Genomic DNA, 19,884 nt, shown 5'->3' with positions numbered 1-19,884 from the left:
AATGGGTGCCCTCTACCGTTATGACGAGTTCGACCACGCCTTTGTGAACGCGCGCGTCACCGAGTTTCGCGACCAGGTGCAGCGCCGCATCGCGGGCGACATCACCGAGGAGGAGTTCAAGTCCCTTCGGCTGATGAACGGCGTCTATCTCCAGCTGCATGCCTATATGCTGCGGATTGCCGTGCCCTACGGCACGCTGTCCTCAAAGCAGCTGCGTACCCTCGCGACCATCGGCCGCCGCTGGGACCGTCACTACGGCCACTTCACTACCCGCCAGAACCTGCAGTTCAACTGGATCGCCCTCAAGGACGTGCCCGACGTCCTGCAGGCGCTTGCCGATGTCGAGATGCACGCCATCCAGACTTCGGGCAATTGCATGCGCAACGTCACGGCCGATCATTTCGCCGGCGCCGCCGCCGACGAGGTCGCCGATCCGCGCGTCTATGCCGAAATCATGCGTCAATGGTCGACGGCTCATCCCGAGCTGTCCTATTTGCCGCGCAAGTTCAAGGTCGCCATCACCGGCGCAGAGGAAGACCGGGCCGCGGTCAAGGTCCACGACATCGGCTATCAGATCGTGCGCAACGAGGCCGGGGAAATCGGCTTCCGCGTCTTCGTCGGCGGCGGCCAGGGCCGCACCCCCATGGTCGGCAAGGCCTTGCGCGACTTCCTGCCCGAAGCGGATCTCCTCACCTATACCGAGGCGATCATGCGCGTGTACAATCTCGAAGGCCGCCGCGACAACAAGTACAAGGCGCGCATCAAGATCCTCGTGCATGAAAAGGGCCTCGACGCCATCGCCAAGGAAGTCGAAGCCGAGTTCGACCGCATTCGCGACGGCGCCCTCAAGCTGACGCCGGATTCGGTGGCGGCGATGCAGCAATATTTCGTCGCCGGCCCGTTCGAGACGATCTCCGGGACGCCGGTCTTCGACAAGGCCAGGGACACGGACGCTGACTTCGCCCACTGGGTGTCGGTGAACGTTCACGCCCACAAGCAGTTGGGTTATGGCATCGCCACTATTTCGTTGAAGCCGATCGGCGGCATCCCGGGCGACGCCTCCTCCGACCAGATGGATCTGGTGGCCGATCTCGCCGATCGCTATTCGCTGGGCGAGATCCGCATCAGCCATCTGCAGAACCTCGTGCTGCCGCATGTGAAGCTCGACGACTTGCCGGCCCTGTTTGCCGTGCTGCAGGGCGCGGGCCTTGCCACCGCCAATGAAGGGCTGATCACCGACATCATCGCCTGCCCAGGCCTGGACTATTGCTCGCTTGCCAATGCCCGCGCCATTCCGATCGCGCAGGGATTGTCCGAGCGCTTCGGTTCGGCCAAGCGCCAGGCGGAGATCGGCAGCCTGCCGATCAAGATTTCCGGCTGCATCAATGCCTGCGGCCATCACCATGTCGCGGCGATCGGCATTCTCGGCGTCGACCGCAAGGGCGTGGAAAACTATCAGATCACCTTGGGCGGCTCGGCCCGCGAGGACTGCTCGATCGGCGAACTCGTCGGCCCCGGCTTCGGCAGCGAGGCCATCGTCGACGCGGTCGAGAAGGTGGTCGACACCTATCTTGGCCTGCGTCTCTCCCCACAGGAAACATTCCTGGAGGCGGTGCGCCGTGTCGGCCTGCCGCCCTTCAAGGAGGCACTCTATGGACAGCGTGCTTGATCTTTCGACCGCTCCCGTGACCGTCGGTTTGGCTAGCCCCGCCATCGATCCGGAAGCGCAGGCCATCGCGCTGGCGGCGCAATATCACGACGCCGATGCGCAGACCGTGCTGCGTGCGGCGCTGTCGCTCTACAAGGGCGGCATTGCGCTTGTCTCGAGCTTCGGCGCCGAATCGGCCGCCCTCCTCCACATGGTGGCGGAGATCGACCGCGCCACGCCGGTGATCTTCCTCGACACCGGCCGGCTGTTCAGCCAGACCCTGCTCTACCGCAACGAACTCGCCCGCCGGCTCGGCCTCACCGATCTGCGCACGGCCTCGCCTCGCCAGGCGCTGGTACAACAGGAAGACCCCGATCGGCTGCTGGCCTACAGCAATCCCGACATGTGCTGCTGGATCCGCAAGGTCGACCCGCTCGACACCGCCCTGGAGCCTTTCTCGGCCTGGATCACCGGCCGCAAGCGCCACCAGGCTTCGACCCGTAGTGCCCTGCTGCCCTTCGAGGCGGATGCCGGGCGCATCAAGGTCAACCCGCTGGCGGACTGGACTGGCAAGGACGTGTCGGACTATCTCGAACGCCACGATCTGCCGCCCCACCCCCTGGTTGCCGACGGCTATCCCTCGATCGGCTGCATGCCCTGCACCAGCCGCGTCGCCGAGGGCGAGGATGCCCGTGCCGGACGCTGGCGCGGCAAGTCCAAGGTCGAGTGCGGCATTCATGTTTCGCCTGAGAAGGCCGGAAGTGGTATCTGATAACAATTGACATTGTAGTTGACCGTCATTGCGAGCGGAGCGAAGCAGTCCAGGCGCCGAAAGGCGCATAATTGGGGCTTCTGTTTAGCTCCGCTCGCACTGGCCCTCGACGAGTCGAGCTCCATGCAGTTTGGTATGAGAGACGACTTCCATACTGTTGAGAAGCCTGCGCTTTGCGTGGGGATTTAGGAGACGCGCGTGCCCCTCTGGAAGAATGGCCGTTTCGAGGCAGACATCTATACGCTGGCCGGCGACGAGGACGCCTTGCCGGACGGCGCCGTGATCGTCTCGCTGAAGCGCTTCCTGGCCGAAAAGGACAGCCTCGCTTCCCGCAACGCGCGGGTCGGGGTGGTGCTGCAGCCGGCCGACGACATCGACCTTCTGGCGGAGGTCCTGCCGAACCTGCCGCTGCTGGCCCTCGCCTTCCCCAAATTCGGCGATGGCAGGGCCTTCTCCCTGGCGCGTATCGCCCGCGAGCGCTACGGCTTTGCCGGTGAGTTGCGCGCCGTCGGCGACATCCTGTTCGATCGTATCGCCTATATGATCCGCTGTGGCTTCGATGCCCTGGACATCAGCAATGGCCCGACGATCGCCGCGCTGGAAGCCGGCAAGGTGCCGATCTCGCACAAGCGCTATCAGCCGACCGGCAGCGACGAAACCAAGGCCGACAAGCTCAAGCCCTGGCGCCGGCTGGGATAGCCCGAGCATAAGGCGCTCGAGGCAAGCCGATCACCTCGCGCAATGGTGACCTGCAACCATCAAGCTTGCCCTTGTCCAAATATCGGCCCACAGTGCCTGGGAATCGGAGGCTGCATGCTCTCTTTCCAGGTAATGTTCATTCGGGCCATGTCTTCGGCTCTCGAAACCAGTCAAGCCAGCGCCGTCACCATCGGTCACCGTATGCCCATCCTGGCAACACTGCCATTCTGGCCCCACCCCGACAATCTGATCGAAGCCAGCCTCATGGTGACTGAAAAGTTCGAGGCTCTTGCCGAAGGCGCGGTTGCAGCGACTGGCGAGATGGCCGCGCTCGGCCTGCGCGCCGCTTTCGGCAAGGCCGATGCACAGGATCTGGCGTCCGGCTTGATCTCCGTTGCCGTCGCTGCCGCCAAGCCAGCCGAGCAACGGGTGCGGGCCAATGCTCGACGCCTCTCGCGCCATTGATGTGTGGCGTCGGCGCCAAGCGCGGCGATTGGTTCCATTCAATGGACAAGGCAGCCCGCTGGGCGCCCTGTCAGTTCCCCTGTAGCGTAGCCGGGCCATGGAAAAGGTTTCTCTGAGCCAGGAGAAGGAAACCCTTCTCATCACCCTCTACGCCAAGGGCCAGGAAAGCCACCTGCCCGACTCGCTTTTGCAGGACCGCTTCGCAGCATCGGCGATAGACCGGATCGATTACGATTTCTCGCGCCTCGGCATCAACCGCGACATGATGATCGGGCTGGCGATGCGCGCCTACATCCTGGACAACTGGGCCCGCGCCTTCCTTGCCTTCCACCCTGACGCGATCGTGCTGCATCTGGGCTGCGGCTTGGATTCCCGGGTCTTCCGTATCGACCCACCCGCCAGCGTGCACTGGTTCGACATCGACTATCCCGATGTGATCGCGCTCCGGCGCCGGCTCTATCCCGAGCGCGATGGCTACAGCCTGATCGGATCCTCCGTCACCGATCCTGCCTGGCTCGAGACCATTGTGCCTGAAGGTCGCCCGGCGCTGATCCTTGCCGAAGGCATGTTTCCCTATCTGCAGGCCGACCAGGCCGTTCCCCTGCTCGACAGGCTGTCCGGGCATTTTCGCAGCGGTGAGATTGCCTTCGATGCCTATAACAGCCTCGGCCTGCGCATGATCCGCAAGCAACCCTCCATACGCGCCACCGGCGCACAGCTGCATTGGAGCCTTGGCGATCCCCATGACATTGAACGCCAGATCCCGCGTCTCAGGCTGATGCAGGAATTGCTCGCCTATGACAGGCAGGGTTACGATCCCGCGCAGATCGCCCGAATGTCCCGCCCTGCCCGCCTGGCCGTCTGGTTGTTCAAGGCCATCCCCGTCCTCGGCCGGGTCGGACGGCTGCTGCGCTACAGGTTCTGACCGACCAAGCGACTGGCGATCGCAGAGCCACTTTTCAGATGCGGTCCGGATGGGGAGCAGGCTGGCTCCAGTCTTCTTCCACAGCAAAGCGCTTTAGCTTTTGACGCTGATCGTCAGCCTCGGCGAGCATCCAATCGCGGAACGACATGATCCCGGCGTCCTCGCTGCGGCCTTCCGCGCAGACGAGGTGATAGGTGTGGTCGCCAGCCATTTTGACACCGACATCGAACAGTCTGATCAGCCGCCCTTCGGCAAGGTCGTTGGCGATCATGGCGAGATCGGCGAGGCCGATGGCGCCGCTGTCGATGACGGCCTGCACCACATGGCTGGTATCGGCAAAGGCGACGCAGCCACTATCGTCGAAATCCTGGACACCGGCAGCGGCCATCCACATGCGCCAATTCGGCCAGACCAGATCGCCCCGGCGCCACTCCCGGTAGCACAGCGTCTGCCGCTTGAGGTCCATCGGCCTTTGGAAGCCGTCGCCGGCTTCGAGCCGCTTCGGACTACAGACGGCGACGACGATGGTGTCGAACAGCCGGACTGAACGAAGCCCGTCATATCGACCGTCGCCGAAACGGATGGCGAGGTCGACATCGTCGACCTCGAAATCACGGACCTCATCGGTGATGTCGAAACGCAGGTTCAAGCCTGGATGGGCAGCCTGGAAGGCCGGGAGCCTCGGCAGAAACCAATTGGTGGCAAAGCGGGCGCCAAGAGACAGGCTGAGTTGCGCCGATCCGCGCTGCAGTTGCCCGGCACGGCTGACCGCGCGCTGCAGAGTGTGAAGTGCCTCGCCGACCGCCTCGAACAGAACCACACCCGCCGGAGTGAGTTGGATTCTGCGGCTGGTGCGCGCGAACAACACCAGGCCGAGTTGTTCCTCGATCTCCTTGACCTGATAGCTGACCGCCGCCGGCGTCAGGCCGACCTCCTCGGCCGCGCGGGTGAAATTCAGATGCCGGCCCGCCGCCTCGAACGTCTTCAGGGCCCGGGTCCCCGGCAGGGTGCGCTTCATCGATCTTCAAGCCAATTTTGATGTTTCATCGAGAACTACTCGTTTTTCATGGCCTCATCAATCATCCATGACAGTACGACTTGACAATCAAGGGGCCGGGAGGCGGCGACCTGACTTCTCGGCACCCCCATATGGAGTGATTGCATGTCTGTCGGCACCGCCCCTTGCGAGGCGTATCCGGGCGATCTCGCCCACCCCTCCCCGCCCGATCCAGGCACGGCCTTTCGCTGGCCCGCCCGCCTGTGGATCGTCCTTCTCGTCTCGAGCGGGGTCATCCTGCTCGATGGCCTCGACGTCTCGATGATCGTGGTGGCGATACCGCAGATCCAGCGGGAATTCGGCATGAGCGCCGCCACCGCGCAATGGCTGGCCGGCGCTTATATCCTGGCCTTCGGCAGCTTCCTTCTCCTGGGCGGGCGCTGCGCCGATCTGTTCGGCCGGCGTCGCATGCTGGTCTCGGCCATGGCCGTATTCGTCCTCGTCTCGGTGTTCGGTGCCTTCACCAGCGATCCCTCGCTGCTGATCGCCTCGCGTTTCGTCAAGGGCATGGCGGCGGCCTTCACCGCACCGGCGGCGATGTCATTGCTGACAACCACCTTTCCCGAAGGCCCCCAGCGCAACAAGGCGTTCGGCATCTTCAACGTCTTCGAGGCCTCCGGCTACTCTTCCGGCCTGTTGATCGGCGGGCTGCTCGCCACACTGAACTGGCGGGCCGTGTTCATCCTGCCGGTACCGGTCGCCTTGCTGATCCTGTGGGCGGCGCTGCGCTTCGTGCCGGCAGACCCGCCCACCGCCAAGCGGATCCGGCTCGACCTTGGCGGCGCGCTGACCTTGCTCGGCGGCATGCTGACCTTGGTCCTCGCGCTCGTCTCCGCCGCCGAAACCGGCTGGCTTTCGCCATGGACCATCGGTGGCCTCATTCTGGCAGGCCTGCTGCTTGCCGGCTTTGCTGCCATCGAGAGCCGTGTCGAGGAGCCCCTGATCCGCCTCGGCCTGTTCCGCAATCGCAGGCTGGTGGCCGCGAATGCGAGCGCGGCCCTGCTCTATGGCGGCGCGATGGGCTTCCAGTTCCTGCTCGGCCTCTATCTGCAGAACCTTTTGGGCTGGCAGCCCTGGCAGATGGCGCTCGTCCTGCTACCCGCAGGGTTGATGGTGGTGATGATCGGCCCCAAGCTCGGCGCGCTGATGGACAGGTTTGGGGTTACCCGCATTCTGCTCCTCGGCCTCGCCGCCTTCGTGCCCTGCTACCTGCTGGCGCTCCGCCTCGGCCCGGAGCCGGAGCTGTGGACCCTCTTGCTGCCGGTGTCGCTGCTCTGGGGTTTCGGCTTTGCCCTCAGCATCTCGGCCTTGATGGTTGCCGGAACCAGCGGCGTCGCCGACGAGGAACAGGGCCTCGCCGCCGGTCTTCTCAACAGTTCCCTGCAGGTCGGCGGCGCCTGCGGCCTTGCCGTGGTCACCGCGGTCATCATGCCGGCGACGGAGGTGGCCATGCTTTCCTCCGGCGTGGTGGTCAGCCTGGTCTTCGCATTCCTGACGCTGCTGGTGCAGCTGGCCCTTCGGCGCGGCTGAGGGTACAGGGCCGGAGCGGTACCGGGACAGCTCTCAATTGGTCTGCTTCTGGAACTCGAAGATCTTGCGCAGGAAGCCGGGCGCAATCGCCGAAAGCGGGTTGACCGTGAGCACCGGCGCATTGACCCGGCCCGATACCTTGAAGTTGATGGCGAACAAGCCGCCATATTGGCCGCCGCTCAGCAGGCCGCCGATGAGCGGGATCTTGGAGAAGATGTTGTTCAGGGCATAGGCAGGCACGAAGGTGCCGGTGAGGTTGACCCTATCCGTGCCATAGTCGAGGGCGCCCGACAGGCTGACGCCGACATCCGGCCCCCAGACGACCGAATCCAGGATGCCGATACGCGAGGCCGTCCGGGTGAAGGCGAGTTCGAGCCTGGTGAACTGGGCGGAGTCGCCGCTGCCGGGCGCATAGGAAGAGAGTTTGCCCGCATTCTTCAACGTGCTGCGATATTGCCCCAGAGCCGTCTCGTTCTCCACCGAGAAGCTGCGCATCACCAGGCGGCCGCGCATATTGTCGATCACCGGTGAGAAGCGGGCGCCAAGCGCACCGCCGCGCAGACGGGTGTAGAGATCCAGGAAACGCATGACGGCACCGGCATTGGTGGACTGGACCGTGACCAGATTGCCGTCACGCCCCTCATTGCCCAGCGAGGCGGTGAGCTGGCCATTGACCAGCCTGCTGCTGAGATCGAGCTTGCGGATCGTCGTGCCCTTGCTGTCCAGCATCAGGCCGAGATCGGCGAGCGTCTCGTCGTTGAAGCCGACCACCTGGCCCAGCCTGATGTCGGCATTGACGCTGGTGCTGGCGCTGCCGCCCTTGGCGCGCTTCTGCAGCATCGACAGCAAGGGGCGGGCATCGAGCCGGTTGCCGCGCACGAATACCTTCCAACCATTGCCGAGCGGCTCGAAAACACCCTGGAAATCATCGCCCGGCGACAGGCTGATCCTATCCATCATCGCCTTGCGCAGCTTGTTGTCCGGGCCGAGCGTCACGGTGCCGCGCAGCGAGACCGGCCCGCTGTCCAGCGTCAGCTTGTCGAGCGTGCCGCCGCCCTTGTCGGCGGGATCCCAACTGAAGCTGAGCTTGCCCGGAGCGCCGGCCGGCTTCTGCCAGCCCGGCAACAGGTCCTTGATACGCACCGCGGCCAGATCGATGTCCACATCGTAGCGCGGGTCGCGCGGATCGGCGACCGGGTGAATGTCGGCCTGAACGGGCCCCGTCAGCGCATCGCCGAAATCGAAGCCCTTACGCTTTCTCGTCGCCTCATCCAGGATGACGCTGAGGGCCATCTGCGGTTCCTGGCCTTCGGCCTTGCGCAAGTCGAAATTGGCCGGCAGCCCATCGAAGACGCCCTTGCCGGTGAGCAGCATCAGTCCCGGCTCTAGCGAGAGCTTCATCGTGCCGTTCTGCAAGCTGCTGCCGGCAACGTGATCGATCTGCATTTCCTGCACGCCGCCCGTGATGGCATATTTGATGTCGTCAGGACGGGGATGGTCGATCAGCGGCAGGTCGAGCTTGACCTTGAGATCGGCTATGCCATTGACCTCATCCGGCTTGATATCCATGCCCTTGGCGGCCTCGGCCAACGGCGGCATGGTCATCAGCTTGGCTACCGCCTGTGCCGGACCTTTCACTCCGAAAACCGCGGACTGGCTCGGCGGCTTCTGGGCGAAATCGTTGATCTTGTAGGTCCCGTCGGCAAGGGCGAGCGTACCGGTGTCACCGGTCTCGACCGAAGCGCTGTCGATACTGACAGTAAGACGACGGCCCGAGAAATCGACCCTGCCCTCGGCATCGCTGATCGGCGGCAGCGTATCGACGATCTGAACAATGCCTTTCGACATCGGGACCGAGCCGGAAAGCGCCTCGTCCGGCAGGGGGGAGTCTTGCCATCGACCGAAGCGAGCGCTCCCTGGGGAATAGCGAGCTTGAGCGTCGCTCCATCGGCGACACCGCCCTTGATATGATCCTCCAGCCAGATCTTGGCCTCAGGTATCGAGAAGACGGGCCATATCCGGGTCAGCGCCACGGCCGACAGGGTCTTGGCCTTCGCCGTCAGGTCGATCGCGGGGGTCTTGCCGCCGAAGCCGACAGCGCCGCTGAAATCAATGGCGACGGTCGGCCCCAGCACCTCGCCCTTGTCCAGGCTGAGACGATTGGTGGCGGGATCATAGCGTCCGGCAAGATCGATGCGGTCGAGCTTCAGCGGCGGACGTTCCTCGCGGCGGCCTGCCAGCAGCACGTCCGGCGCCTGCAGATCGTAGGTCCAGACCGGCCCCGTCGCGTCGGAAGGCGGAACGACCTTGCCCTTGAAATCCAGGATGCCCTCACCCGATCTGACCATGGCCTGGACAACCTGCACGGTGCCAGCCGTCTTGTTCCAGTTCAGGCTGATCTGAGCGCCGTCGAACACGAAGGGCGGTTCCTTCGGCTCGACATTCCAACTGCCCCCGGCGCTGGTAACGCTGACCTCGGCCATCTCGACCGAACCGTCGGGATTGATGGTCGCACGGGCCAGCACATCGAAGGAGGCCTTGACCGATGGCTGTTCGACACCCGGCGCCAACGCGGCAACGAGTTCGGTGACGCCAATATTGCTGGCCTTGACATCGATCGAGCGCGGATCGCCGTCTCCTCCTTCGGTGGTGGCATTGATGGAGCCGCCCGCGGCGGCCAGGGCCACCGACAGGCCACCGGCAGCGGCGGTCCGGCGAACGGTCAAATCGATGCCGCGATGAACAGTGTCATGGCCGATCGCCTGGTCGTGCACGGCCAGCGCGGCATCGCGCAACTCGACCCTGTCGATGGAGCCGATCGAGGCGATCATCGTGTCGAAGCCGTTGAGAACCGCCGCAAGCGACAGGACCCCGCCCGCGGGTGGGGCCGTGGTATCGACCCCGGCCTGGAGCGTGAACCGGCCGTCGATGCTGACATTGACGGTAGCCGCGGCGCCCTCCACCACGATCGAGCGCGCCGTGACGTCGCCAAGCAGCAGCGACGTCAGATCGAAACCTGCATAAACGCGCGGTGCCGAGGCGATCACGACGTCATGTTCCCTGACGGTCACGCCGCGGATCATCGCAATCAGCCCCTCCGGGCGGCGTTCGATCGCCACATCGTCCAGGCTGAGGCGATAGCCCGGCGGCAATTTGGCGGCGATGGCCTGATGCACGGTCTGGGTGATGAAAGGCAGCGATAGAGGACCATTGCCCAGCCGCCAGTAGAAGATACCAATGGCAGCCCCGACCACCACCGCAGCCGTAACGACCACGGAAACGGCACTTCGCAACAGCACCCGGCCGCTACCGCGCCGCGGCCGGGCCGGGGAGGCCATGGGCGGTGCTTCTGAATCTGCCGGCAACGCCTCCACGGGATGGTCGTATGGCAATTGGCCCGCAGCGTTCTCCAGGGCCGCCGGGTCATCGGCGGCAGCCGTCGTTTCATGCACTGCGTTGTGTGCGTCCCTCGCCATCAACAATTCGCCAGCCCCTTGCGCTCGATCCTTCATGCCCCACGGCATGCCGCTGGGATCATGGCCTCACCCAGGTTGCCGCACCGTTAAGGAAACGCAGTAGGATGAAGATGCAAATTGTTGAGATAAGTCGACAATTTAATATCGTCTTTCTCACGAATACGCTGGGCAAACACACACCGGACTTCCTCATCCCGATAGATGAGGGCCATGGATGCAAAACGGCCTGGACCGTGCCTGCTCCGAAACATACACGATTGTGCCTTGACGTACCATTTTGCCGAAAGGATGGCATATGCATCCCCTGCAGGCCGGTGAGGCCGCTCCCGCCTTTTCTCTGCCCCTCGCCGATGGCGGCACGATCCGGCTTGCGGATTTCCAAGGCCGCAAACTGGTGATCTTCTTCTATCCCAAAGCGGATACACAGGCCTGCACCCGTGAGGCTGTGGAGTTTTCAGCCGCCAAGGCGGATTTCGCCGCCGCCGGCACGGAACTGCTCGGCGTCTCGCATGACCCTGTGCGCAAGCAGCAGAAATTCGTGGCAAAGCACGGATTGACCACGGCAATCGCCTCCGACGAAAGCCTCGATATGCTCAATTCCTACGGTGTGTGGGGTGAGAAGCAAATGTATGGTCGCACCTATCTCGGCATCGAACGCACCACGCTGCTGATCGACGGCAAGGGCGTCGTCGCCCGCGTCTGGTCGAAGGTGCGCGTCGCCAACCATGTCGCCGAAGTGCTCGAAGCAGCACGCGCATTGGCGTAATGGCAATCTTGGTTTTCATTTAAGCGGGATTTGGAGTGTCAGCCCCACTCCATCACCTGATGGAGCTGAGGGGCTGGCACTCCGTGGCTTCCGCCCCTTCATAAAACAAACGCAGCCGTGGTGCCAAAGGCGCACTCCGCCTATTCATCGTGTGAATGGATCGATGAATTCTCGCAATGGTCGCAGGCAGGGCTGGTTCTTGTAGCGCCCTCGCCTTACGATGCCGTCGTGACATGACGAGACCCCGATGAACAAACCGCTCGGCCCGATCCGCAGGGCCTCCGCCTGCCCGCATGATTGCCCCTCGACCTGCGCCCTCGAGATCGAAGTGCTCGATCGCAACACGATGGGCCGGGTCTATGGCGCCGCCGACAACAGCTTCACCAAGGGCGTGATCTGCGCCAAGGTCGCCCGCTATGCCGAGCGCGTGCATCACAAGGATCGCCTGCTCCATCCGCTGTTGCGCACCGGGCCAAAGGGATCGGGCCAATATACGCGCATCGGCTGGGACGAGGCGCTCGACCGCACCGCCGAGGCCATGCTGGCCGCAGAACGCGACTTCGGAGCCGAAAGCGTCTGGCCCTATTACTATGCCGGCACCATGGGCCTGGTCATGCGCGACGGCATCAACCGCCTGCGCAATGCCAAGCTCTATTCGGGCCAGTATTCCACCATCTGCACCTCTCTGTCCTGGTCGGGCTATCTCGCCGGCCATGGCCGCATGACCGGCACCGATCCGCGCGAGATGGCTCAATCGGACTGCATCGTGCTGTGGGGCACCAATGCGGTGGTGACGCAGATCAATGTGATGACCCACGCCGCCTCTGCCCGCAAGAAGCGCGGCACCAAGATCGTGGCCGTCGACGTCTATGACAACGCCACCATGCAGCAGGCTGACATCAAGATCATCCTCAAGCCGGGCACGGACGGTGCGCTGGCCTGCGCCCTCATGCATGTGCTGTTCCGTGACGGCTATGCCGACCGGGCCTATCTTGCCAAATTCGCCGATCACCCGGCCGAGTTCGAAGCCCATCTGGCCAGCCGCACGCCGCAATGGGCTTCCGATATCACCGGCGTGCCGGTAGCGGAGATCGAAGCGCTGGCCAGGCTGCTCGGCGAGCGCCCCCGTACCTTCTTCCGCCTTGGCTATGGCTTTGCCCGTTCGCGCAACGGTGCGGCCTCGATGCATGCGGTCAGTGCCATTCCCGTGGTGATGGGCGCCTGGCAATATGAGGGCGGCGGCGCGCTGCATTCCAATTCGGGCATGTTCGGCTGGCGCAAGACCCTGATCGAGGGGCTGGACGTGCGCGACCCCAAGGTGCGCGAGCTCGACCAATCCCGCATCGGCCCCATCCTCACCGGCGATGCCGAGGCATTGTGCGGCGGCGGCCCGGTGAAGATGCTGCTGATCCAGAACACCAATCCGATGGCGGTCGCGCCTGACCAGGACCTGGTGAAGCAGGGCTTTGCCCGCGAGGACCTCTTCACCGTGGTGCATGAGCAGGTGATGACGGATACCGCCCGCATGGCCGACCTCATCCTGCCGGCTACCATGTTCGTCGAACATGACGACGTCTACCAGGGCGGCGGGCAGCAGCACATCCTGCTTGGTCCCAAGCTGATCGAGCCGCCGGGCGAATGCCGCAACAATCACGAGGTGATCAGCGCCATCGCTGCCCGCGTCGGCGCCGAGCACCCCGCCTTTGCCATGGATCCGCGCGAGCTGATCGACCGCACGCTTCAAGCCTCCAAGCGCGGCACGCTGACCGAGTTGGAGGAAAAGCGCTGGCTCGACGTGCAGCAGCCTTTCGAGGACGCCCATTTCCTGAAGGGGTTTGGCTGGCCGGACGGCAAGTTCCGCCTCAAGGCCGACTGGCCGAAGAACCCCTATGCGGCACCCGCCAAGTTCGGGCCCGTGCACGACATGCCCGCCTTCCCCGATTACTGGACGGCGATCGAACTGGCCGACGACATCTTCCCCTTCCGCCTGACCACCAGCCCGGCCCGGAACTTCCTCAATTCGAGCTTCACGGAAACTCCGACCTCGCTCGCCAAGGAAGAACGGCCCGATGTGCTGATCCATCCCGACGATGCCGCCGCCCACGGCATAGAGGATGGTGACAAGGTCGAGCTGGAAAGCCCGCGCGGCAAGGTGCGGCTGCATGCCAAGCTCTTCGAAGGCCTGCGCCGCGGCGTGCTGGTGGCGGAATCGATCTGGCCGAACAGCGCCTATGAAGACGGCAAGGGCATCAACACCTTGACCGGGGCCGACGCGCCCGCCCCCGTCGGCGGCGGCGCTTTCCACGACAACAAGGTCGCCATCCGCAAGCTTCCAGCTTTGGCGTCATGACCCGCGACGAATACAACGCCTTCTGCGGCACACTCCCGGCCACCAGCCATGTGGTGCAATGGGGCGGCGCCCATGTCTGGAAGGTCGGCGACAAGGTCTTCGCCATCGGCGGCCAGCAGGACGGCGAACCGCGCTACACCTTCAAGGTCAGCGACATCTCCTATGAGGTGTTGAAAGAACAGCCGGGTCTGCGCCCGGCGCCCTATCTGGCCTCGCGCGGCATGAAATGGATCCAGCATTACGCCGAACCCGGCCTGAGCGACGAGGATCTGCGCGATTATCTGCGCCAGTCCCATCTGATCGTCTCGCGGGGCCTCTCGAAGAAGAGGCGGGCCGCGTTGGGCCTGCCGGGCTAACCTTTACGTGGCCCCCTTCTCCCGTAATGACGAACGGTGTCACCTGCCTATTTGGGACAACCAAGATGGACGCCTCCGCAGCAGAAGCCGTGATTGCCGGCCAGCTCGCCGCCTATAATGCCCGCGACATCGAAGCCTTCATGACCTTCTGGCATGAGGATGCGCTGGTCTTCGAGCATCCTTCGACCTTGCTGGCGGCGGGCGCCGCCGAAATCCGGGCCCGCCACCTCGTTCGTTTTCGCGAACCCGATTTGCACGGCAAGCTGATCGGCCGGCTCTCGGTCGGCACCCTGGTGGTGGACCGCGAAATCGTCACCCGCAATTTCCCAGAGGGCCGAGGCGAGGTCGACGTGATGGCGATCTACGAGGTCGAGGACGGCAGGATCGCCAAGGCCTGGTTCAAGCTCGGCACGCCGAGGCTTGCCGCACAAGGGGACTGAAGAGCGACGTGTGCCAATCCACCCGGCCACGTTTCCCGCCCCTTTTCCATCCCTCCATCGCCTCGCCTTTTGACAAACTGACCTCGCCGGCAGCACCATCCCACGGACCACCAGCGAGGCAATCCGTGAGAGGAGCCGGTCATGGCCGTCGATCGCAGCCACAAGCGCACATTGGGCAATCATCCCCTGCATCCCGAAACCCTGATGCTGGGTTATGGCTATGACCCGGCCCTGTCGGAAGGCTCGGTGAAGCCACCGGTATTCCTCACCTCCACCTTCGTGTTCCAATCGGCCGAGGATGGTCGCGATTTCTTCGACTATACCTCCGGCCGACGCTCGCCCCCCGCCGGCAGTGCGGCTGGCCTGGTCTATTCGCGCTTCAACCATCCCAACACCGAGATCGTCGAGGATCGCCTCGCCATCTATGAGGGCGGCGAAGCCGCCCTGCTGTTCTCCTCGGGCATGGCGGCCATCTCCATGGCTGTGCTGGCCTATGCCCGTCCCGGCGATGTCGTGCTGCATAGCCAGCCGCTCTATGGCGGCACCGAGACGTTGCTCGCCCGTACACTTGCCGATTTCGGCATCGGGCACACGGGTTTCATCGACGGTCTGCATGCCGCAACAATCAGTGAGGCGGCCGACAAGGCGATGACGGCGGGCCGTGTCAGCGTCATCCTGATCGAGACCCCGTCCAATCCGGTCAACACCCTGGTCGATTTCTCCCTCATCAGCGAGGCGGCCGATCGCATCGCCGAGCTCCAGGGTGCGCGGCCGGTGATCGTCTGCGACAATACACTGCTGGGTCCGCTCTTCCAGCGCCCCCTCGGCCATGGCATCGATATCGTGGTCTATTCGGCTACCAAATATATCGGCGGCCACAGCGACCTGATCGCCGGCGCGGCCATCGGCAGCAAGGCCGTGCTGAAGCCCGTGCGCGCCTTGCGCAGCGCCATCGGTACCCAGCTCGATCCCCACACCTGCTGGATGCTCGGCCGTTCGCTCGAAACCTTGTCGCTGCGCATGCAGGCGGCTGCACGCAATGCGATTGCCGTTGCCGACTTCCTGGCCGCTCATGCCGGCGTCGCCGCCGTGCATGCCTTGCACGCACTGCCGGAAGACAGCCCGGCGCGACGGGTATTCGAGCGCCAATGCACCGGCGCCGGCTCGACCTTCTCGATCGAGATCAAGGGCGGCCAGGCCGAGGCCTTCCGGCTGCTCAACGCACTCAAGGTGTTCAAGCTCGCCGTCAGCCTCGGCGGCACCGAGTCGCTGGCCAGCCATCCCGCCTCGACCACCCATTCGGGCGTACCGGCCGAACTGAGGGCCCAGCTCGGCGTGACCGACGCGACCATCCGGCTCAGCGTCGGCATCGAGAATGCCGAGGACTTGATCGCCGACCTCGCCCAGGCGCTGGAGGCCTGAGCGGGCAGACATGCTGGGGAACGGGCGCGTCAGTCGTAGAAGTGCGGGGCCTGCCTGAACCCGGTCCAGGCCTCGGGATCGTGGCCCGGCACCACGGTCGCCCCCACCCGGTCGGCGAGGAAACGCAGCTTGCGTACCGACCGCGCCACGTCGCTGGCCGAGCACATCAGGCCCGGCAGCGCCTTCTCGTTCCAGTGGTCCCAGGTATAGGCGGCATCGATCGCCAGCAGGAACGGCCCGCTGTTCGGAAGGTTGACCAGCACGGATTGATGGCCGGGCGAATGCCCTGGGGTGAATAGGATCCGGATGCTGCCATCGCCATAGAGATCGAAATCGTCGGTCGCCTCCCCCTCGAGGAACTGCCAGGCGAGGCCCGGCCGGTCGAAGTCACGGCGGACATAGGCTGCCGCTGCGAACCAGTCGGGGGCGAAGGCGTACTCATATTCCCGGCGCTGCACGATGTGCGTGGCGTTGGGAAAGCGGCCGACGGCGCCGCTATGGTCCGAATGCAGGTGCGAGAGCAACACGAAGCGGATATTGCCGGGCTGGACGCCGAGAGCCTGAAGCTGGGCGAGGCAGCCTTGTTCGGACGTCATCACCGGCCGGAAGACTTCGACGCTGCCACCCCAATAGGCACCGGGATCAGCAAGGCCTTCAGCCGCCAGACCTCCGTCGATCAGCACGGCTCCCTTTGGATGCATCACCAGGAACCAGGGAACCGGGATCTCGTAGTCCTCCCCCTCGCCCTGGTTCATCTTGATGTGGTGCAGCTTGCAGCGCTGGGTGCCGGACTGGAACATATACAAACGTAGACTAGACATTCGAAACTCCGACTGCCCGCCGAGGCGGTCATCCTCTCGCGCTCTCATGGTAGTGGCGATCCTGGGTGATGCCGCCATAGCCATAGGTCGTCGCCCGGCAATCCACGATGTGGACATTGGAATGGGAATGAACGTTTCCAATTATCGCCGACAGCAGCTCAAAGGCCTGGGCGAGGAAGGCGGCCTTCTCCTCCCGGGTATTGGTCTCGTCGGTGACCGTCACTTCCAGGCGGAACGAGTTCTTGCCGAGCTCCGCCAGGGACTGCCCCGCAATGAACCATTGCTCATGCGGCAGATAGTCGACCGTCACCAGGGTGTGATCGGGCTCTTTGCGCAGAACGGTGCAGGTGAGACGCGCGACTTCGTCGGCAAGGCGGCGGGTGAGGCTGCCGTCGGCCTGGCCGGAAACGGTGAGAAAGATACCGGGCATGTCAGCTCCTTCATGGGGGACAGCGCCTGTATGAAGCGAAGCTTTCATTCGGAAAAGCAGGAAGATATGATATTATCCATCGGAAAATAGGATGAATAAATGCGCCCCTTCGACCTCGACCTGCTGCAAACGCTCGTCGCCATCGCCGAAACAGGCAGCTTGTCGGCAGCGGCGCCACGGGTCCACCGCTCGCAATCGGCCGTCAGCGAACAGATGCGCAAGCTCGAGCAGCATTGCGGCGTGACTTTGCTGGTGCGCGGCAAATTCGGTGCAAGCCTCACGCCGGCGGGCGAGCGCCTGGTCGTGCATGCGCGCCGGCTGCTGGCGCTCAGCGAGGAAGCTTTTCGCGATGTCCTGGGCATGCCACTTGCCGGCGATCTGCGCCTGGCCATCACCGACTATTTCCGCCCGGCGACGATCACGCTGCTGCTCAAGCGCCTGCGCGAGCGCTATCCGCAACTCAGGCTGCATGTCTCCACCCGCCAGAGCTTGATGATCGAGAGCCGCCGCGACTTCGACATCGGCCTGTCGATGCGCCTTCTCGACGACGACACGCCGGGCGAGGACGGCCGCATCCGGCTCGGCCGCGAACCCCTGTCCTGGGTGGCCTCTCCCACCCTTGCGCTCGATGGCAGCCAGCGCCTGCCGCTGGTGGTGCTTCCCGAGGCCTGCGCGCTGCAGCGCCTGATCATCCGCACGCTCAACCAGGGCGACATCGACTATGAGATCGCCCATTCGGCTGCCGGGGTCGCCGGCCTGCATCTGGCGCTCGCCGCCGGCCTGGGCGTGGCCTGCCTCAACCGTTCCGCCATACCGGCCGGCATGGCCATTCTCGACGCCGGTTTCGGCCTTCCGGCCATGCCCGACATCGAATTCTCCATCCTGCCGCCCCAGGCCGGCGAATCGGCCCTGGTAACGGAAGTCCGCCATTTGCTGTCCAAGGAGCTTGCCTGATCGCCTCGGTACTCTAGACGCGAAGAGGGCGGCCTTTCAGGGAAGGCCACCCTCCGAACGCACAGCTTGCAGGTTGAAGGCGCCCTATTTCTGCGCACCCGGCCCGAAGGACTGGCCGTTCACAGTGACCTTGCGGGCGAGACTGTCGAAGTCGATATCCCAGGTCAGCCGGCCGTCAGGCCCGGTCTTCGCCAGGCCCTTCAGGAAGGCGATGCCCATGGCGGCGCGCTGCGGCCCGGGGTCGGAGCCACCGGCCTTTCCGAGAGCGGCGGCGATTCCATCCAGATTGGAGGTAGAGACCGTCGCCTTGCCCTGCTGGGCAGGCAGCAATGAGGTTTCCCCCTGCCCCTTCACATCGTAGGCGGGCGCCGTCAGGCTCTGGCCGAAGGTGAGCTTGGGCTGGTTCGCCAGAAGCAAGGGCATCAGCACCGCTTTTAAGGCGTCGGCCTGGGCAGGTTTTGCATCGGTGCCAGCTTCGATCATCTTGCCGGCGATCGTCTCGAGATCGAGCCCTGTCAGGTTGAAATCGAGGGTAGCTTTTTCCGGAACCAGGGACTTGGCCCAGTCGGGCATCATGCCGTCCGGCAGGACGAGACCGTTCATGGCCAGATTCAGGCCGACATTACCTGTCTTCACCAAGCCGTTCGAGGCGAGATTGGTATCCACCGAGGCAATCTTGATGATGCCCTTGGGCGTCCCCACCGTCATGTTGTCATAGCGGATCTGCGCGGTCAGCGTTTGCCACAATGGCAATACGGCCTTCAGCTTGGCCCGCGCCTGCTCCTGGGCCGCCTTGCCATTGTCGCCAGCCTTGCGGGCCGCGAAATAGGCGAGGGCCTGCATGAACTGCGGGCTGCTGAAGCCACTGGCTACGAAGGTCTCGTGCACGCGATCGGCGCGCAGCACCATGGGAGGGGCAGGGTTGGCCGGATCTTTGACGGTGACCGTCTCGACGAGGTCCAGGAGGTCGCCCGTCATGTTCAGGTCCGTCTTGCTGGCATCCCCCACCTTTCCGGTGATGGTGAAATCGATCTTGCCGACGCTGGCGTCGATGTCCTCGATGGGCGAGCGCATCGTGAAGACGGCCGACTCGCAGCTCATTGTTTGATCGGTGAATTGCACGGCCTTGGGGTCGAAAACGCCCTTTCCGATGCAATTCTTCAGGCGCTGGACCAGTTCGCTCTGAGGGCCGGCCTTGCCCGATTTGTAGACGAAATCGAGCGAAGGCACCGTCTGCTCGAAGACATATTTGCCACCTCCCTGCGGCGTAAGGCGGGTGGCAAGCGGACCGAAGCTGAATTGTGCACCGTCAGCAGGCAGGCCGAGCTTGCTGCTGCTGAGATCGTAGACGAGATCGTAGCTGTCGCCATGGGGCTTGACCGTGACAATACCCTTCTCGATCACTTTCGGGCCAAGATAGCGAGCAATCTCTTCTCGGATCGCCTTGGCTCCCTGCTCGGTGGCAGGTTCTGCCATTGCCGGCGGCGAGACCAACCCGATCAGCGCGACGCTCACCAGCATTGCCTTGCGCGCAACACGGTGCTTACGCTCAGATTTCTTCAAGAAAGTCATAAAATACCCGGTCTGCTGCATGGAAGATCCCCGTCTCCCTATGCCATAACCCGATGCGCGCCGCCTGTGAATTTTTGCTGCAGGCCACCGCATGAGACCCGTTCACCGCCCCTCTCGAGCACAGTTTACAATTCCTCCAACTATTTGACATGCCTCTGTCATGTCGGTGGCCAAGAAGGAGCGCAATTCAAGCCGGAGAGT

The 19,884-nt window shown here is 64.0% G+C and carries 17 protein-coding genes; 12 read left to right on the top strand and 5 right to left on the bottom strand.

Features of this window, described 5'->3' with window-relative positions; translation table 11 throughout:
* Position 1: 1 nt before the first annotated feature.
* From ACR9ZN_RS33540 to ACR9ZN_RS33520, 5 genes are all read left to right on the top strand, one after another.
* A complete protein-coding gene (locus ACR9ZN_RS33540; protein WP_434955914.1) occupies positions 2 to 1,669 on the top strand; it encodes a nitrite/sulfite reductase in 1,668 nt (555 codons plus the stop codon).
* On the top strand, positions 1,653 to 2,420 hold the full coding sequence (locus ACR9ZN_RS33535) for a phosphoadenylyl-sulfate reductase (RefSeq protein WP_454813537.1): 768 nt from the start codon (positions 1,653 to 1,655) through the stop codon (positions 2,418 to 2,420). Before ACR9ZN_RS33540 ends, ACR9ZN_RS33535 begins: the two co-directional genes overlap by 17 nt.
* A 198-nt stretch (positions 2,421 to 2,618) precedes the next feature.
* Entirely contained in the window at positions 2,619 to 3,119 is a 501-nt protein-coding gene (locus ACR9ZN_RS33530) for a DUF934 domain-containing protein (RefSeq protein ID WP_481274252.1), read from the top strand.
* A gap of 114 nt (positions 3,120 to 3,233) precedes the next feature.
* A complete protein-coding gene (locus ACR9ZN_RS33525) occupies positions 3,234 to 3,584 on the top strand; it encodes a hypothetical protein (RefSeq protein ID WP_434955911.1) in 351 nt (116 codons plus the stop codon).
* Positions 3,585 to 3,681: 97 nt separating this feature from the next.
* Positions 3,682 to 4,509 (top strand): class I SAM-dependent methyltransferase, encoded by an 828-nt coding sequence (locus tag ACR9ZN_RS33520; RefSeq protein WP_454813533.1) that lies wholly within the window; start codon positions 3,682 to 3,684, stop codon positions 4,507 to 4,509.
* 34 nt (positions 4,510 to 4,543) lie between these two features.
* Here ACR9ZN_RS33520 and ACR9ZN_RS33515 read toward each other — a convergent pair whose 3' ends face one another.
* On the bottom strand, positions 4,544 to 5,527 hold the full coding sequence (locus ACR9ZN_RS33515) for a LysR substrate-binding domain-containing protein (RefSeq protein ID WP_481274251.1): 984 nt from the start codon (positions 5,525 to 5,527) through the stop codon (positions 4,544 to 4,546).
* A 144-nt stretch (positions 5,528 to 5,671) separates the two neighbouring features.
* Between ACR9ZN_RS33515 and ACR9ZN_RS33510 the strand changes: the two genes are divergently transcribed.
* Positions 5,672 to 7,096, top strand: coding sequence for an MFS transporter (locus ACR9ZN_RS33510; protein WP_481274250.1), 1,425 nt, complete (start codon positions 5,672 to 5,674; stop codon positions 7,094 to 7,096).
* 1,634 nt (positions 7,097 to 8,730) lie between these two features.
* Here the strand turns inward: ACR9ZN_RS33510 and ACR9ZN_RS33505 are convergent.
* Positions 8,731 to 10,572, bottom strand: coding sequence for a hypothetical protein (locus tag ACR9ZN_RS33505; RefSeq protein WP_481274249.1), 1,842 nt, complete (start codon positions 10,570 to 10,572; stop codon positions 8,731 to 8,733).
* 295 nt (positions 10,573 to 10,867) lie between these two features.
* Here ACR9ZN_RS33505 and ACR9ZN_RS33500 point away from each other — a divergent pair, with 295 nt between their 5' ends.
* From ACR9ZN_RS33500 to ACR9ZN_RS33480, 5 genes are all read left to right on the top strand, one after another.
* Positions 10,868 to 11,338 carry a peroxiredoxin gene (locus ACR9ZN_RS33500; RefSeq protein ID WP_454813527.1) on the top strand — a complete coding sequence of 157 codons (471 nt, stop codon included), beginning with the start codon at positions 10,868 to 10,870 and terminating at the stop codon, positions 11,336 to 11,338.
* 247 nt (positions 11,339 to 11,585) lie between these two features.
* Complete coding sequence (locus tag ACR9ZN_RS33495; RefSeq protein ID WP_481274248.1) at positions 11,586 to 13,688, top strand: molybdopterin-containing oxidoreductase family protein; 2,103 nt, start codon at positions 11,586 to 11,588, stop codon at positions 13,686 to 13,688.
* Complete coding sequence (locus ACR9ZN_RS33490; protein WP_434955904.1) at positions 13,685 to 14,044, top strand: MmcQ/YjbR family DNA-binding protein; 360 nt, start codon at positions 13,685 to 13,687, stop codon at positions 14,042 to 14,044. The genes ACR9ZN_RS33495 and ACR9ZN_RS33490 overlap by 4 nt, the downstream gene beginning before the upstream one ends.
* A gap of 65 nt (positions 14,045 to 14,109) precedes the next feature.
* Positions 14,110 to 14,484 (top strand): nuclear transport factor 2 family protein, encoded by a 375-nt coding sequence (locus ACR9ZN_RS33485; protein ID WP_441772598.1) that lies wholly within the window; start codon positions 14,110 to 14,112, stop codon positions 14,482 to 14,484.
* Between the two features lie 141 nt (positions 14,485 to 14,625).
* Positions 14,626 to 15,906: a cystathionine gamma-synthase family protein gene (locus ACR9ZN_RS33480; RefSeq protein ID WP_454813522.1), complete on the top strand. Its 1,281-nt coding sequence runs from the start codon at positions 14,626 to 14,628 to the stop codon at positions 15,904 to 15,906.
* A gap of 29 nt (positions 15,907 to 15,935) precedes the next feature.
* Here the strand turns inward: ACR9ZN_RS33480 and attM are convergent, their stop codons facing one another.
* Both attM and ACR9ZN_RS33470 read right to left on the bottom strand, forming a co-directional pair.
* On the bottom strand, positions 15,936 to 16,727 hold the full coding sequence (attM, locus tag ACR9ZN_RS33475) for an AttM family quorum-quenching N-acyl homoserine lactonase (protein ID WP_481274247.1): 792 nt from the start codon (positions 16,725 to 16,727) through the stop codon (positions 15,936 to 15,938).
* A 28-nt stretch (positions 16,728 to 16,755) separates the two neighbouring features.
* Complete coding sequence (locus ACR9ZN_RS33470) at positions 16,756 to 17,157, bottom strand: tautomerase family protein (protein WP_481274246.1); 402 nt, start codon at positions 17,155 to 17,157, stop codon at positions 16,756 to 16,758.
* 99 nt (positions 17,158 to 17,256) lie between these two features.
* Between ACR9ZN_RS33470 and ACR9ZN_RS33465 the strand changes: the two genes are divergently transcribed.
* Positions 17,257 to 18,111, top strand: coding sequence for a LysR family transcriptional regulator (locus ACR9ZN_RS33465; RefSeq protein ID WP_481274245.1), 855 nt, complete (start codon positions 17,257 to 17,259; stop codon positions 18,109 to 18,111).
* 84 nt (positions 18,112 to 18,195) lie between these two features.
* Here the strand turns inward: ACR9ZN_RS33465 and ACR9ZN_RS33460 are convergent, their stop codons facing one another.
* Entirely contained in the window at positions 18,196 to 19,626 is a 1,431-nt protein-coding gene (locus ACR9ZN_RS33460) for a hypothetical protein (RefSeq protein WP_481274244.1), read from the bottom strand.
* Between the last annotated feature and the right edge of the window lie 258 nt (positions 19,627 to 19,884).

It is taken from the genome of Labrys sp. HAY1-8F (assembly GCF_056754975.1).
This window is presented reverse-complemented; position numbering and strand designations above follow the sequence as displayed.

What these genes read in the sequence shown, in the direction of transcription:
- ACR9ZN_RS33540 (WP_434955914.1), top strand. Translation starts at nt 2, where the DNA reads ATGGGTGCCCTCTACCGTTATGACGAGTTCGACCACGCCTTTGTGAAC.
- ACR9ZN_RS33535 (WP_454813537.1), top strand. Translation starts at nt 1,653, where the DNA reads ATGGACAGCGTGCTTGATCTTTCGACCGCTCCCGTGACCGTCGGTTTG.
- ACR9ZN_RS33525 (WP_434955911.1), top strand. Translation starts at nt 3,234, where the DNA reads ATGCTCTCTTTCCAGGTAATGTTCATTCGGGCCATGTCTTCGGCTCTC.
- ACR9ZN_RS33520 (WP_454813533.1), top strand. Translation starts at nt 3,682, where the DNA reads ATGGAAAAGGTTTCTCTGAGCCAGGAGAAGGAAACCCTTCTCATCACC.
- ACR9ZN_RS33515 (WP_481274251.1), bottom strand. Translation starts at nt 5,527, where the DNA reads ATGAAGCGCACCCTGCCGGGGACCCGGGCCCTGAAGACGTTCGAGGCG.
- ACR9ZN_RS33510 (WP_481274250.1), top strand. Translation starts at nt 5,672, where the DNA reads ATGTCTGTCGGCACCGCCCCTTGCGAGGCGTATCCGGGCGATCTCGCC.
- ACR9ZN_RS33505 (WP_481274249.1), bottom strand. Translation starts at nt 10,572, where the DNA reads ATGGCGAGGGACGCACACAACGCAGTGCATGAAACGACGGCTGCCGCC.
- ACR9ZN_RS33500 (WP_454813527.1), top strand. Translation starts at nt 10,868, where the DNA reads ATGCATCCCCTGCAGGCCGGTGAGGCCGCTCCCGCCTTTTCTCTGCCC.
- ACR9ZN_RS33495 (WP_481274248.1), top strand. Translation starts at nt 11,586, where the DNA reads ATGAACAAACCGCTCGGCCCGATCCGCAGGGCCTCCGCCTGCCCGCAT.
- ACR9ZN_RS33490 (WP_434955904.1), top strand. Translation starts at nt 13,685, where the DNA reads ATGACCCGCGACGAATACAACGCCTTCTGCGGCACACTCCCGGCCACC.
- ACR9ZN_RS33485 (WP_441772598.1), top strand. Translation starts at nt 14,110, where the DNA reads ATGGACGCCTCCGCAGCAGAAGCCGTGATTGCCGGCCAGCTCGCCGCC.
- ACR9ZN_RS33480 (WP_454813522.1), top strand. Translation starts at nt 14,626, where the DNA reads ATGGCCGTCGATCGCAGCCACAAGCGCACATTGGGCAATCATCCCCTG.
- attM (WP_481274247.1), bottom strand. Translation starts at nt 16,727, where the DNA reads ATGTCTAGTCTACGTTTGTATATGTTCCAGTCCGGCACCCAGCGCTGC.
- ACR9ZN_RS33470 (WP_481274246.1), bottom strand. Translation starts at nt 17,157, where the DNA reads ATGCCCGGTATCTTTCTCACCGTTTCCGGCCAGGCCGACGGCAGCCTC.
- ACR9ZN_RS33465 (WP_481274245.1), top strand. Translation starts at nt 17,257, where the DNA reads ATGCGCCCCTTCGACCTCGACCTGCTGCAAACGCTCGTCGCCATCGCC.